Here is a 14,377-nt window from a genome sequence, read left to right on the forward strand (position 1 = left end):
GACCACAAGATGCATAAGGAAAAGGGGGCAACATCATGTTAAAAAGATTTATGGCACTATCTGCGAGTCTGCTGCTCGTCGGCGGACTGCTGGCCGGTTGCGGCGGGAACAACAATAATAATGCCGCTAACAACACGGGTGGAACAAATGGAGCAGAGAATACAGCTACAGATTCTTCCAAGCCCGTCACGATTAATATGTTTACCGCATCTCCCGAGTACACAGACGCTTTCAACGCCTACATCGCTGAATACAAGAAGGTTAAGCCAAATGTAACAATCAATCTGGAAATTATGCAGGCTGACTACAATACGGTGTTGAAATCCAAAATTGCCGCAGGCAGCACGCCTGACGTGTTCCAGACTACCGCTGGCGGCGATATCGATACTTTCGCTGAATACAGTGCTGACCTGACCAATGAACCGCTGGCAGCAGCGATGACAGATGCTGTCCGCTCCAACATGAGCTCCACGGACGGTAAAGTACTGGGACTTCCGGTCAAAGGCAACCTGTTCGTCCTGATGTACAACAAGAAGCTGCTGGCAGATGCAGGCATCACTGAAGTTCCTAAGACTACCGCTGAAATGGATGACGCAATCACTAAGCTCGAAGCGAAAGGCATCACGCCATTCGCCAACGCCTACAAAGAGTGGTGGGTATGGAAGCATATCTTCCAACACTTCGTTGACGCTGCAGCAACTGATGCAGGTACTGACGCTAAAACACTCGTAGCTGATTTCATCGCCGGCAAAACGACCTTCGCGGATCATCCGGTGCTGAAGGATAACTTCTTCACCTTCATTGATACTACGGTAAAACACGGAACGGACAAGCCGCTGGAACGCGACAGCAATGCTGAAGTCAGTGACTTTGCCCTTGGCAAAACAGCATTCATGACCGGTAAAGGCGCATGGGATGAAGAAGCGATCAAGAAAATCACCCCTGACTTTGATCTGGGCATCGCCGGCTACCCTGTCAGCGACAAAGCTGAGCAGTCCCAGATCATCACCGGTGCCGACCAGGCGCTGCGCATCAACAAGGATTCTGCTGTAGCTGCTGAAACGATTGAATTCTTCAACTGGCTGTACACTTCCGAATACGGTAAGAGCTGGTTCTCCACAGTAGCTAAGGTTATTCCTCCAATCAAGGATGCACCGATGCCTGACCTGCAAATGCCTAAGGAAATGGAAGAGATCCTCAAAACCGAGAAATCCGGCGACCTGTCGGTGAACTATTCGCTGGATACGTTCCACCAGAAATTCGGTGAATTAATGCAGGCTTATATCGGCGGCAGCAAGACTAAGGATCAAGCGATTGACGAAATTCAAAAGGCCTGGATTCAATTCGGGTCCGCTCAATAAAAGCTTTAGTACCGGGAGGGCCTCCGAAGTAGATTTATTACTGAGGGGGCCTTCTTTCTATGTAACACGGATTTGTGGCGGTGGCGGGCAGAAGTGGCTATATGTAACTGCGGGATGTTTGGATTTCCGGCCGCTGTTAGGTTTGGATTTCCCGATTTAAACTGCTGGCCGCAGTAGAAATCCAAACAGCGTATGCTTCCGAAGCGAGCTTTCCTGCGGAAAGCTTTCAGGCGGACGCTGGCGCTCCTCCAATTCCAAACCTCCCTCCGTTACTTCGCCACTTATGCGAGCAACGCAAGAAATCAGGAGTTACGAATATAAGAGAAGGCCTCATAATCAGGAGAGGCATAGAAACAAAGAGAACAAAGAGAACAAAGAAAACAAAGAAAACAAAGAGACCAAAACGACCAAAGAGACTAATATTTACACTAACATTTGTCAGGAGGCAAAATATACATGGCCAGCACACTCATAGAGATTGGCGAGAACGGACTTTATCTTACGATTGAAATTACGGAAGAGCAGGATGTGCGGCTGCTGCATTTCGGCGCGGCGCCACTTGAAGCTGGTGATATTGAAGAGAAGAACAAGCCCGGCTTCCGGCTGCTGGAGCTGCAACTGTCTGGCGAAGACCGGGCAGAATATCACGGTCGGACACACCGCGCGTCATATCCGGGGCTTCGTATGGTATATAGCGGACACAGCGATTATGTAAATGAGCTGGGACGCAAGCTGGAAATTACACTGCTGGATCTGGTTACGGAAGTGCGGGCGGTGCAGCATTATCAGTTCTATACAAGCGTGCAGATTGTGCGCTCCTGGACGGTCTTGCGCAATGAAGGGGATGCGGCTGCTGCGGTCGAGTATATTTCCTCCTTTGCGCTTACGGGAGTGGATAAAGAGGGCAGTGGAGACCGTAACGGTAAAATTGAAGTTAGCCTTGCTCACAGCGGCTGGCAGAGTGAATTGCAGTGGAAGAGCTATAGCCTGCCGGAGCTGGGCATGTCCCATCTGGCCGACCGCGGCTCGAAACGGATTGCCGCCAGCAATACCGGCTCCTGGTCGGCGGCTGAGCTGCTGCCCATGGCGGTACTGCAGAACAAGGAGAGCGGGACAAGCCTGTTCTGGCAGATTGAGCACAACGGCTCCTGGCACTGGGAGCTGACGGATCAGTACGACCAGCTCACGCTGCTGGTCAGCGGGCCTACGGAGCATGACAATCACTGGTGGCTGAAGCTGGCCCCGGGTGAAGAATTCACCTCTGTGCCGGTGGCCGCAGGCGCTGTGCAGGGCGGCTTCCAGGACGCGGCAGAACAGTTGACCGCGTACCGGCGGATCATCCGCAGACCGAATGAGGACAATGAGCTGCTGCGGATTATTTTTAATGACTACATGAACTGTCTGTGGGGGAGTCCGACAACAGAGAAGCTGCTGCCGCTGATTGATGCCGCCGCCGATGTCGGCTGTGAATACTTCTGTATTGATGCGGGCTGGTATGCTCCGGGCGAGTGGTGGGATGGCGTGGGCCAGTGGGAGCCGTCGATGGAGCGGTTCCCGGAAGGCATCAAATATGTGCTGGACGATATCCGTAGCAAAGGGATGATTCCCGGACTGTGGCTGGAGCTGGAGGTTATGGGGGTCAACAGTCCGAAGCTGGCCGAGACCGACGACAGCTGGTTCTTCATGCGCCACGGCAAACGGGTGAAGGACCGCAGCCGGTATCAGCTGGATTACCGCAGTCCGAAGGTCATAGAGCATGCCAATGGCGTCATTGCCCGGCTGGTGGAAGAATACGGTGTCGGATATATCAAGATGGATTACAACATCAACGCAGGAATTGGTACCGAGACGGATGCGGACAGCTTCGGGGATGGACTGCTGCAGCATAACCGGGCGTATCTGGCCTGGCTGGACAGTATCTTCGTCCGTTACCCGCAACTGGTAATCGAGAACTGCTCCAGCGGCGGCATGCGGATGGACTATGCCATGCTCAGCCGCCATAGCATCCAGTCCACCAGCGACCAGGAGGATTATGTGCAGTACGCGGCCATTGCCGCAGGTTCCCCGGCGGCGCTGACGCCGGAGCAATCTGCCGTGTGGTCGTATCCGCTGCGCGAAGGCGATGATGAAGAGGTCATCTTCAACATGGTCAATGCGCTGCTGCTCCGCGTTCACCAGAGCGGCCATCTGGCCGAGCTTGCGCCACAGCGCAGAGCCTTGGTGAAGGAGGCGCTGGATTATTACAAATCCATCCGCGCCCATATCCCGCAGGCGTTCGCCTTCTGGCCGCTCGGTCTGCCGGACAGCGGCGGGGAATGGGTCAGCTTCGGCCTGCGCCACGGAGATATCCGTTATATTGCCGTATGGCGGATTGCCGGAGATGCAGCCGGGATTACGCTGCCCGTCCCTGAGCTGAAGGGACAGGCCGCAGATGCCCGCTGCGCCTATCCGCAGGCGCACGGAGCGGAATGGAGCTGGAACCCGGCGGAAGGCAGACTGAGCGTCTCGCTCCCGCCGGGCAAGACCGCGAGGCTCTTCGAGCTTCGGTCTTAGGATTAACCCTAAATAAGTACCGCCCCCTCAAGGGCTGGAGGATCGAACTCCAGGTATTTGAGGGGGTATTTTTATTAATAGGGAAATCAACCGTCTGAATCAACTGTCTGAATCAACCGTCTGAATCATCCGTCTAATTCCGCCGAACCCGTTGTTCGATTCACTTCCTGCGATTTGGTGTATAGACGAAGCAGAGGTTGAAACAGTCCAGTAAATATAGGAAGTGGAAAAAGGTATCTTAATTTGCCCATTTACAGAGTTTTGGACCTATTAAGTGGAAAAAGATCATTTAATTTTTGCCCATATAACTAACCGAGCAGATTATGCTTGATTTAAGTGTCATTTTTCCAACTCTTGTTCCCGGCAGAGAAACTTGAGCCAGTATTAAGTGCCTTTTATCCAACTGTTCTCGGAGCAGAGACTAGAAAACAATAAAAGGTGGGGCAGAAGAGCAGGATGGGGAACGGGAATGAACATCTTCATGAACATGAACAGAAACAGAAATAGGAACAGAGTCGCAGCGATTAGGATAACCGGAAGTTAAAACTACTAAAATCAAGGTTTTTTCTAAAATTTAAATAAAAAACTGTCAATCCGAGAGGATATTGGATAAAATATGATTCATGTTATTATTTTGTCGAATATACTCTAAACTTTGTCGAATAATTTGTCGATATATATCAAAAGATGTAGAAATAAAATTGACAGGAAAGAAATAGCACTTTACAATGCAGATATAGCATAATCATTTCTACTATTTAGAAGCTTTGATAGCTTTTAACACTGAATGATGAATCAAGCGTTATTTCAAGGGAGGATGCATAATGATGAAAGCAACAGGTATTGTAAGAAAAGTAGATGAACTGGGACGTATCGTGATTCCGATTGAACTACGCAGAACGATGGGAATTGACATAAAAGACCCGCTCGAAATTTTTGTGGACGGCGAAAAGATCATTCTCAGAAAATATGAACCTACTTGTATCTTCTCCGGAAGTGCCGAGAACCTGATCAACTTCAAAGGCAAAATGGTCAGCAAAGATGTTCTCGACGAACTGATTGCAAGCTTCGACCACGTATAAGTTTTGTTCTAAACCGCACCATAAATAATGACAGCAGGGACCGCAGCGCAGGCACTTTAACAGTGTTTGCACTCCGGTCCCTTTTAAATAGTATAAACAAAGACGGCAGTTCCCCGGGCTTAGGCTTAAGGAGGACTGCCGTTTTGTGTTGCGTGCAGATCTATGCCCGGCAATGCTGATAGTTCAGCTCTCCAGCGCACTCTGTACTCTTCGGATAAAAGCATCGTATTGCACCAGCCCCAGCTCCATACAGAGCTTCTGGGAGGGTGTCAGCTTGCCGGTTTTGTCCAGCTCCTGCAGCTTATGCTCCAGATCCTCGTACATCTCCTGTTTGGCCCGGAGGGCTTCACGGAGCAGGGTATGCATGGTCTCTTCATCCGCCATGTCCCCGAAATACAGATGCATCAGGAAGTCGGAACGGAGCACCTCCTTCTCCGCAGGCTGACGTAAATACTCCTGGAAGTGCTGCTTACCGTCGGGGGTAATCGTAAACATGTTCTTATCCGGTTTGCCCTCCTGGCGTACCGCTTCCCTGGAGATCAGACCCAGCTTCTCCATCTTGCTTAAGGTGGGGTAAATCGTGCCGAAGCTGGCATCGAAGAAGAAGGAGAAATACTCCTCGAAATGCCGCTTAATATCATAGCCCGAATGGGGCTTCTCACTCAGAATCCCGAGTATTACATCTTGAATGTTCATGAACGTCTGCCGCTCCTCTCTCTTCTTCCTACCATATCACATCTGTGCTGCCGGACTCAATTTGAACTGGCGGAAGGTGTCTGGACCAGAGCTGCTTCGCAGGTACTCAGGCATTGGCTGCCGCTTCGGCCCGGATTGCACGCTTCTCCCGGCGGAGCAGGGTAAGCAGCACACTTGCTGCTGTAGCAACAGCGGCAATATAGAGCAGCGCCGTCACATCGTGCAGGATACCCTCACCGCCTATGACGAGATCCAGCATGCCGTCCACCGCATAGTAAGCAGGGAAGAATTGGCCGGCCGACTGGTAAAAGGGTGACAGTACGTCCCGTGGAATCGTTGCCCCGGAGCTCAGCATCTGCATGGACAGCAGCGCAATGTTGAGCCACGCACCGGCGTCGCCGAGCAGCACAAGACTGAGATTGGCGACCGTCATGCAGGAGAGGATGACGACAAATTCAAACATCCACATGCCGAGGAAGCCTTGCGAAGAGTGGATGCCGAGAGCGTGCAGCAGTGAAGTGCTGATGAGTGAGCCGGCAAGTGCGGTGCCGGCCATCAGCACATACCGGGCGCTAAGGCGCTGCCATTTGCCGGAAGCAGAGGCCAGACTGGCGGAGGCCTTGCTCAGGTTCATCGCCAGCAGCATGCCGCCGGTGAAGGAAGCCGTAACGACCATTAGCAGAACCATGGTTTCAGCGAAGTTGGTAGCCGGATTCACAATCTGCACATCGGAGCTGATCCGGCTTGCTGCGCTGCTTCGAATCATTGCGGCTTCTGCTTCCGGCAGCTTCATAGCAGTGAGCACGCCGCTAAGTCCCGCAGCACTGCTCTTTGCATCCAGGCCAGCAGTGACTTTTGCTGCTACGCCCTGCATGACATTAGAGACCATTTGCGGATTGGATTCGTTCAGATAATAGCGGATCTTGGCCCCGGCCGACAGATCGTTTAGTGAAGCGGTAAAGCCTGGGGGAAGCTCAATAATCATCCGAAGGGTACGGTGTCCGAGCTGTTCCTGCGCCTCTGCCAGAGAGAGGCCCTTCACCTGCTCGAAGTCCAGAGACGCCGATATATTGTCAGCGATGGACTGGGCAGCACTGCCGTCTCCGTTAACAATGGCGATCGGCAGCTGATCTACCCGGTCGGTGACATGATCGTAGCCGGTGATCCAGATGAGGCTGAAAAAGACCTGGAACAGCAGCGCAGTAATAATCCCGACGATGGTTACGGGTTGTTTGAGAAATTGAATGATTAATTTCATTGTGTAAACGCTCCTTATATCAATATGTTATATGACAATATGTAATATATCATTATGTAATAATAATATCAACACATATTCTTAGGCTCGTAGACAATACGTGCTGCTTTCCTATATCATTAAAGCGTGTTATGGAAGCTCCAGATGAACTAGAGAGCAGAGGCAGAACAATTTGGAAGGGATGGGTCACCTTATGAGTTATGAAGAACAGACACAGGGAGAGCACAGACAGCTGCCGAAATTGAACAAACCGGAAGCCATCGTATTTGATATGGATGGTACGCTGTTCCAGACGGAAAGCCTGTTATTGCCGGCCTATCATAAAATGTTTGATATCCTGCGCGAGGAAGGGCTGTATTCCGGGCCTACTCCGCCGGAGGAGCGCATTCTGGGCAGCCTTGGCATGCTGCTGGCGCAAATCTGGAAGAATGTAATGCCGGAAGCGGACGCGGCGGTGCACCGCCGGGCGGATGAGCTGCTGCTGCAGCTGGAGATTGAAGGACTGGAAGCCGGAGGGACCCTTCTGTATCCTAAGGTAGTGGAAACGCTGCGTGCGCTTCATGCGCGCGGAGTGAAATTGTTCGTCGCCAGCAACGGGCTGGAGGATTATATTCACAGCATCGTAGTGGTGCATGAGCTGAAGGAGCTGTTCGAAGGCTTATACAGTGCAGGCGGACAAGGAACGGCAACCAAGACGGAGCTGCTTGGACTCCTGCTGGACAACCACAATATCAGCAGTGCCTGGATGGTGGGCGACCGTTCGTCTGACGTGGAGGCGGGCAAGGGCAACGGCGTGGCGGTAATTGGCTGTGCATACGCCGGATTCGGGCGGCAGGATGAGCTGAAGGGCTCCGACGTTATAATTTCTTCCTTCGATGAATTAATCGGGCTGTACGACAACAGCACAGCGCAAGACCTGTAAGAAGCAGATCAATGGAATAGTTTTGTACAAAAGCAAGTACACACGGATGTCTTTACTGCCGGATCACCGGCGTTAAGGACATCCGTTTTGGCATCAGCGGAGACGGGTACGGATAAATCTCGAAATTTCATACCTTTTCTCGAATGTGGACCGTTTCTTTGGAGGGGTGCAAAATTTATACTGATAGTGTAAGCGTTTCACCAGAAGTGAATCTCTTGAGCCCGGCGAAGGCGGGCGCAGCGGCCCGGACATTGTGGATGAGGAGGGATAGGCTTGCACAAGCTGTTTCTGGTTGAAGACGAAGCCCTGATCCGTTCGGGCCTCAAACATTTGATTGAGGAGGTTATCGGCGGCTTTCAGGTGGTGGGTGAAGCAGAGAACGGAAGACTTGCGCTGGAGGCGCTCAAGAGTGTGAAGCCCGATGTTCTGATTACAGATATACGGATGAATGAAATGAACGGTCTGGAGATGATCAGGCGGGTCCGTGACCAGTACCCTGACCTGTACATTCTAATTCTAAGCGGGTATGCCGACTTTGAATATGCGAAGCAGGCGATCAAATACGGCATCAGCGATTATCTGCTGAAGCCGGTTGACCGCACGGAGCTGGCCCAGGCACTGGGGGATTTCAGGCGCAAGCACGGAACCCGGAGCGGCCTTGCGGACCAGCCGGAAGAGGGCGGAGCAGACCTGAAGGGCAGGCAATTGATCCGTAAAGTGAAAGAGCTGGTTGCGCAGCGGCTGGATCAGGAAATTTCACTGCAATATATGGCGGAGCAGGTGCATCTGAATCACCAGTACCTGTCGGTACTGTTCAAATCAGAAACAGGGCAGAACTTTACGGATTATGTATCGCAGTGCCGGATGAACCGGGCCAAGCAGCTGCTGAAGGAAACGAATCTCAAAATCTATGAGGTAGCCAAATTATCAGGCTATCTAAGCTCCAAGCATTTCATGGCGGTATTCAAGGACTATACCGGCAGCACTCCCACGCAGTACAGGGAACAGCTGTAATGTAACCGTTAACTTAAAAGGGGAAAAGGAGGAGCAATGATGCGGAAATATGAAGTTGTTGTAGCAGGCGGCGGGGTTTCCGGCTCGATCGCGGCCATCGCGGCAGCAAGAGCAGGCGCCGCAACACTGATCATAGAGGCAGGAGGTTTCCTCGGAGGAACTCTGACCGCTGCGGGTGTCGGGCCGATGATGACTTTTCATGCCGGGCATAAGCAGGCTATCCAGGGGATCACTGATGAGCTGATTCAGCGGCTTCAGGCGCTCGGCAAATCACCGGGGCATATCCCGGACGCGACGAATTACACCTATTCGGTGACGCCATTCGATGCCGAAGCGATGAAATACGAGCTGGATCTGATGCTGCAGGAGAGCGGAGGCGAGGTGCTGTATCATACGATGCTGGCCGGGGCTGAAGTATCGGGCAGACGCATTGAGTCGCTTACCTTATGCAACAAGGCAGGGCTCAGCCGGATTACGGCAGATGTGTTCATTGATGCTACCGGAGACGGGGACTTGGCTGCCTGGTCCGGAGTGCCGTTCACCAAAGGCCGTGAATCCGATGAGCAGTCGCAGCCGATGACCCTGAAGATGAAGATGAGGGGGGTGGACACGGAGAAGATCAAGGCGTACATCCGGGAGCACCGCGAGGACTTCCCGCGCATGAACCTTGATATCACCGTGATGGACTCTGCGGCCAGATTATCTGTCGCCGGCTTCGACAAGCAGTTCCGGGAAGCCAAATCGCGCGGCGAGATCAGTATTCCGAGAGAAGATGTGCTGTTCTTCGAGACGAGCAATCCCGGCGAGATTATTATGAACACGACACGTATTCTGGGCAAGGACAGCACAGATCCGTGGAGCCTCAGTGAGGCGGAGATTGAAGGGCGCAGGCAGTGTAGGGAGCTGGAGCTCTTTTTGAAAAAGTATATTCCCGGCTTTGAAGAGTCTGTGGTAGTCTCCACAGGTCCGTCCATCGGTGTCCGCGGCTCCCGCCAGATCAAGGGCGTGTATACGCTAACCGCGCAGGATATTCTGTCGGTGAAGCCCTTTGCCGATGTGATCGCCCACTCCGGCTATCCGATTGATATTCACAGCCCGGACGGCGAGGGAACCGCAACGGATCACCTGGAATGGGGGGCGATGTACGGCATCCCTTACCGCTGCCTGATTACGAACGAAATCGACAACCTGATTGTGGTCGGCAGATGTCTTTCAGCTACTTTTGAAGCGCAGGCGGCTGTACGAACTACACCTACGGTGGGGGCAATTGGTCAGGCGGGCGGTACTGCGGCGGCATTGGCCGTGAAAGAAGGAGTCCCCGTGCAGCAGGTGGACTATAAGGAACTGCAGCAGACACTCGTGGCGCATGGTGCTTATCTGGAGGTGTAATGGACGGAGCATTGTGCGCAAAAATAATATCGTGTACAGCTTGAACTGTTAATCTTTCGGATTAGCACACCGTGCTCCATGTTAGAGCCGCAGTCTGGTGGCTGTGACGGGACCGCGCCTAAGCTCTAACTGTATTTTGTGCAACTAAAGCGAGCGTTTATGGCGCTGCGAAGGTTTTAATTGCATTTGATACAGTTATAATTCCCCCATATTCCTCAAAAGGGGACTTACCGTTATTTTTAGTTGTACAGAATACAATTATTCCGATAAAACCGGCCCGACTTTTAGTTGTATGAAATACAATTAAATGCTGTGCTGTTGCTGTTGCTGTTGCTGTTGCTGTTGCTGTTGTTGCTGTTGCTGCTGCTATAACTATTGCTGTTGCAGCTATAGCTCTGTTACTAGCTTCTTGCACCCCGCGTTGGTTGCCCTCATGACCGGGAAGCGCGGAGTTGATACGGAGGTGATCATTTCAAGATTAATGTACACCGTTCTTTTGATTCCAAGATGGCTTGGTTTCCGTTGGTAATGAAGCACAATAATTCATATAACAACGTATATTCAACAAATTATTAGGAGGAATTGGTTTGGAAACTGTGCAAATTATCGGCATTTTACTTGTATTCATTGTGTTTGTGGGCCTGATGATGACCCGCAAGCTGACCACGCTGCTCGCCCTGCCGATGATGGCGATTCTGCTGGCGGCCATCGCGGGTATCCCGCTTCTGTCCGATAACCCGGATACCTTCACCATCACCAAGGGTGTGCTCGCAGGCGGGGCCATGAAGCTGTCTACCGCCATCGCCGGATTAATCTTCGGCGCCTGGTTCGGCCAGATTCTCAGCAAGGTCGGCATCACGAAGACCATTATCCGTAAGGCTGCGGAGCTGGCCGGTGACAAGCCGCTGGCGATTGCCATTATCTTTTTCCTCGCCGCGTCTGTAATCTTCTCGGCTGCCAACGGGCTGGGCATGGTCATTCTCGTCGGAACGATTGCTATTCCCATTATGCTCACCGCCGGTCTTAAGCCGTTCGTCAGCGGCCTTGTTGTCCTGCTGGCCAATGCGGTCGGCGTCGTCTTCAACGTCTCTACCTGGGCGATTTATACCGATGTGCTTAAGGTGCCGACCAACACGATTGCTTCGTATTCACTGATCTGCGCTATTCCGCTGATTGTCATTGCCTTGATTATGATCGTCTACTATACCCGCAAAGACGGCAAGGTCCGCCGCGCCTGGGCCATGCCGCTCAAGCCGGAATTCCAGGCTCAGGATACCAAGAACGTAAGAGCCATTGCGCTGATCAGCCCGCTTGTTCCGGTGCTGCTGGTATTTTTCCTGAAGGTTGATATTGTCTCTGCAGTCTTCATGGGGGCGGTTGTCACATTGCTGCTCGCAACACCCAAGCGTCCGATCCATGTGCTGTCGAGTGCGCTGGTGGAAGGGATTCAGGATGTGGCTGGTGCCCTCGGGCTGATGATCGGGATCGGGATGCTGCTCAGCGCGGTAACCGCACCTCCGGTGGCGCTATTGATTCAGCCGCTGATCGAAGGCATTATTCCAACCAGTCCGCTGATGTACATTCTCGTCTTCACTTTGCTGTCTCCGCTTGCGATTTACCGTGGACCGCTCAACGTATGGGGACTCGGCAGCGGAATAGCGGCACTGATTGTCGCCGGAGGGATGGCCCCCGTTGCAGCCATGCTGGCACTGCGTATCGTGAGCAATCTGCAGGCTGTCAGCGATCCGACCAACTCGCACAATGTCTGGATTGCCGACTACACCAAGACGGATATTATTGAAACCCTGCGCAAGACACTGCCATGGATGTTCGCGGCTGTGATGATTTCGATGATTATCGCGGGTCTGACCGTTTTCTAGATTAAGTTCTGGTTAGGCGAATACGGATTGCAGATTAGAGACATAAGCTTCATGGAGAGGAGAACCTGCTATGAACAATAAACAAATCAGGATCGGCATCGATGTCGGAGGAACCTTCACGGATGCCGTTGCGATAGACAATGAGACCTTTGAGGTGCTGTCCAAGGTCAAAATGCCCACAACGCATCACGATGAACGCGGAGTCGCCAGCGGGATTGTGCAGATCATTCAGCGGATCATGAGCGAGAACGGCATTCTTCCCGGTGATATCAAGTTCATCGCCCACGGGACGACGCAGGCCACCAACGCCTTGCTCGAAGGAGACGTAGCCCGTGTAGGTATCGTGGGGATGGGCACGGGCCTCGATGCCCGCAGTGCCCGCTCCGAGACTAATGTGGCGAATATCGAGCTGGCTGCCGGTAAATATCTTACCACCTATCACAAGTTCATTGATTCGAAGGAACTGACACCGGAAACCATCGATGCGGCGATTGATCAGCTGCTTGCCCAGGGGGCAGAGGTTATTGTGGCCTCGGAAGCCTACAGTGTCGATGATCCGGCCAACGAGCTGAGAGTGATGGAAGCGGCGCGCAGCCGGGGAGTGTACGCTACCGGCGGACATGAAATCTCCCAGCTCTATGGACTGAAGACGCGGACCCGCACAGCGGTCGTCAATGCGAGCCTGATTCCGAAGATGATGGAGACCGCCAATATGACTGAGCAGGCCGTCAAAGAAGCGGGGATTACCTCCCAGCTGATGATCATGCGCTGCGACGGCGGTGTCATGAGCATCGATGAGGTGCGCAAGCGTCCGATCCTCACTATGCTGTCAGGGCTGGCGGCCGGTGTCGCCGGCGCCCTGATGTATGAGAAGATATCGGACGGCATTTTCTTCGAAGTCGGCGGAACCAGCGTAGATATCTCCGTGATCAAAAACGGTAAGGTGATGATTGAGAATGCCCAGGTAGGCGGACATAAGACGTATCTGCGTTCACTGGATGTACGGACACTCGCCGTTGCCGGGGGCAGTATGATTCAGATCGGCGGAGGCAAGATCACGGATGTCGGACCGCGCAGCGCGCATATCGCCGGTCTGGAATACGAATGCTTCACCGGTAAGGAGAATCTGGAGCAGGCTACCATCGGACTCGTCAGTCCGCGCCCGGGTGATCCAGATTACGTCACCGTCCGGGGTGCGGGAGGACATGAATATGCACTGACCCTGGCGGGAGCGGCGAATCTGCTGAACCATGTGCCGGAGGAGGATTATGCCCGCGGGAATATGGAAAGCACACGGATTGCCTGGCAGGCGCTGGGTTCCCGGCTCGGCATGTCTGCGGAAGACGCAGCAAGGGCGGCAATGGATATTGCCATCCGCAAGGTGATGGCGGTAGTGAATCAGATGATCAGCGATTATGAGCTGGACACCGGGTTTGTTACGCTGGTGGGCGGCGGCGGGAGCGGAGCTGTGCTCGTTCCGGCGATGGCGGCGAGTGAAGGCTTCAAGCACCAGATCGCCAATAATGCGCCGTATATCTCCACGATCGGCGTTGGGATGGCAATGGTCCGCGAGCAGATCGAGAAGACTGTGGTCGGTGCGACAGAGCGGGATATCAAGCTGATCCGGGCGGAGATTATGGAGAAAATCGTCCAGTCCGGAGCGAATGAAGCTACGGTTGACGTGACGATCGAAATCGATTCGCAGCGCAATATTCTGCGGGCCATCGCCACCGGCTCGACCGAGCTGCGCTCGAAGGATCTGGCCAGCCGCGAGGTGCCCGTGAATGAGCTGATGCGGACGGCGGCGGAAGCGCTGGGCCAGCCGGCTGACCAGACGGAGCTGAAGGCGGCCTCCGGCAGATGGTTCCTGTTCGAGTCCAGTGAGATCAAGAAGTCCATGTTCGGGCTGGTGAAGAAGAAGCTCAGCCATGTCGGTGTATTGGACCGCGAGGGCGTGGTGCGCTTCAAGAAGACGAATGCGTATCATCTGGCTTTTTTGAAGAAGAATATGACCGACCGGTTTGCCTCGTTCCTGGAGGAGAATACAATCTATTCAGACGCTAATGCGACGATCCCGAAGACCTTTGTCTTCTATAAGGAGAAAATGCTCGATCTGACCGGGATGCAGACCAAGGAGCAGCTGTTCTCCATTCTCGAAGTGGAAACCCAGCTGCTTGAGGACAACAGCGAAATGCTCGCTGTCGTCTATCAGTAGGAGGTGC

The 14,377-nt window shown here is 53.1% G+C and carries 11 protein-coding genes; 8 read left to right on the top strand and 3 right to left on the bottom strand.

The annotated features are described in order from the left end of the window. Positions 1-35: 35 nt before the first annotated feature. From R50912_RS10190 to R50912_RS10200, 3 genes are all read left to right on the top strand, one after another. Positions 36-1,361 (top strand): ABC transporter substrate-binding protein, encoded by a 1,326-nt coding sequence (locus R50912_RS10190; protein ID WP_042234536.1) that lies wholly within the window; start codon positions 36-38, stop codon positions 1,359-1,361. A 456-nt stretch (positions 1,362-1,817) separates the two neighbouring features. Continuing rightward, complete coding sequence (locus tag R50912_RS10195; protein WP_042234539.1) at positions 1,818-3,914, top strand: glycoside hydrolase family 36 protein; 2,097 nt, start codon at positions 1,818-1,820, stop codon at positions 3,912-3,914. 824 nt (positions 3,915-4,738) lie between these two features. Beyond that, positions 4,739-4,996 carry an AbrB/MazE/SpoVT family DNA-binding domain-containing protein gene (locus tag R50912_RS10200; RefSeq protein ID WP_025708535.1) on the top strand — a complete coding sequence of 86 codons (258 nt, stop codon included), beginning with the start codon at positions 4,739-4,741 and terminating at the stop codon, positions 4,994-4,996. Positions 4,997-5,179: 183 nt separating this feature from the next. On the opposite strand, the gene R50912_RS10205 is transcribed toward R50912_RS10200, so the two are convergent. Next, positions 5,180-5,692, bottom strand: a complete 513-nt coding sequence (locus R50912_RS10205) for a PadR family transcriptional regulator (protein ID WP_042234542.1) — start codon at positions 5,690-5,692, stop codon at positions 5,180-5,182. Between the two features lie 106 nt (positions 5,693-5,798). Then, positions 5,799-6,950: a YhgE/Pip domain-containing protein gene (locus R50912_RS10210; protein ID WP_042234545.1), complete on the bottom strand. Its 1,152-nt coding sequence runs from the start codon at positions 6,948-6,950 to the stop codon at positions 5,799-5,801. A gap of 193 nt (positions 6,951-7,143) precedes the next feature. Between R50912_RS10210 and R50912_RS10215 the strand changes: the two genes are divergently transcribed. The 3 genes from R50912_RS10215 to R50912_RS10225 all read left to right on the top strand — a co-directional run bounded on the left by R50912_RS10215 (position 7,144) and on the right by R50912_RS10225 (position 10,275). After that, complete coding sequence (locus R50912_RS10215; RefSeq protein WP_042234547.1) at positions 7,144-7,872, top strand: HAD family hydrolase; 729 nt, start codon at positions 7,144-7,146, stop codon at positions 7,870-7,872. A 273-nt stretch (positions 7,873-8,145) separates the two neighbouring features. Further along, positions 8,146-8,886, top strand: coding sequence for a response regulator transcription factor (locus R50912_RS10220; protein WP_039310483.1), 741 nt, complete (start codon positions 8,146-8,148; stop codon positions 8,884-8,886). A gap of 36 nt (positions 8,887-8,922) precedes the next feature. Next, positions 8,923-10,275 carry an FAD-dependent oxidoreductase gene (locus R50912_RS10225; RefSeq protein WP_231637815.1) on the top strand — a complete coding sequence of 451 codons (1,353 nt, stop codon included), beginning with the start codon at positions 8,923-8,925 and terminating at the stop codon, positions 10,273-10,275. Between the two features lie 157 nt (positions 10,276-10,432). Here R50912_RS10225 and R50912_RS35560 read toward each other — a convergent pair whose 3' ends face one another. Continuing rightward, on the bottom strand, positions 10,433-10,690 hold the full coding sequence (locus R50912_RS35560; protein ID WP_197073062.1) for a hypothetical protein: 258 nt from the start codon (positions 10,688-10,690) through the stop codon (positions 10,433-10,435). A 181-nt stretch (positions 10,691-10,871) separates the two neighbouring features. Here R50912_RS35560 and R50912_RS10230 point away from each other — a divergent pair, with 181 nt between their 5' ends. Beyond that, on the top strand, positions 10,872-12,155 hold the full coding sequence (locus tag R50912_RS10230) for a citrate transporter (RefSeq protein ID WP_231637885.1): 1,284 nt from the start codon (positions 10,872-10,874) through the stop codon (positions 12,153-12,155). 70 nt (positions 12,156-12,225) lie between these two features. Further along, positions 12,226-14,370, top strand: a complete 2,145-nt coding sequence (locus R50912_RS10235) for a hydantoinase/oxoprolinase family protein (RefSeq protein WP_042234555.1) — start codon at positions 12,226-12,228, stop codon at positions 14,368-14,370. Positions 14,371-14,377 lie beyond the last annotated feature (7 nt).

This window comes from Paenibacillus sp. FSL R5-0912 (genome assembly GCF_000758605.1).
Taxonomy (GTDB): domain Bacteria; phylum Bacillota; class Bacilli; order Paenibacillales; family Paenibacillaceae; genus Paenibacillus_AQ.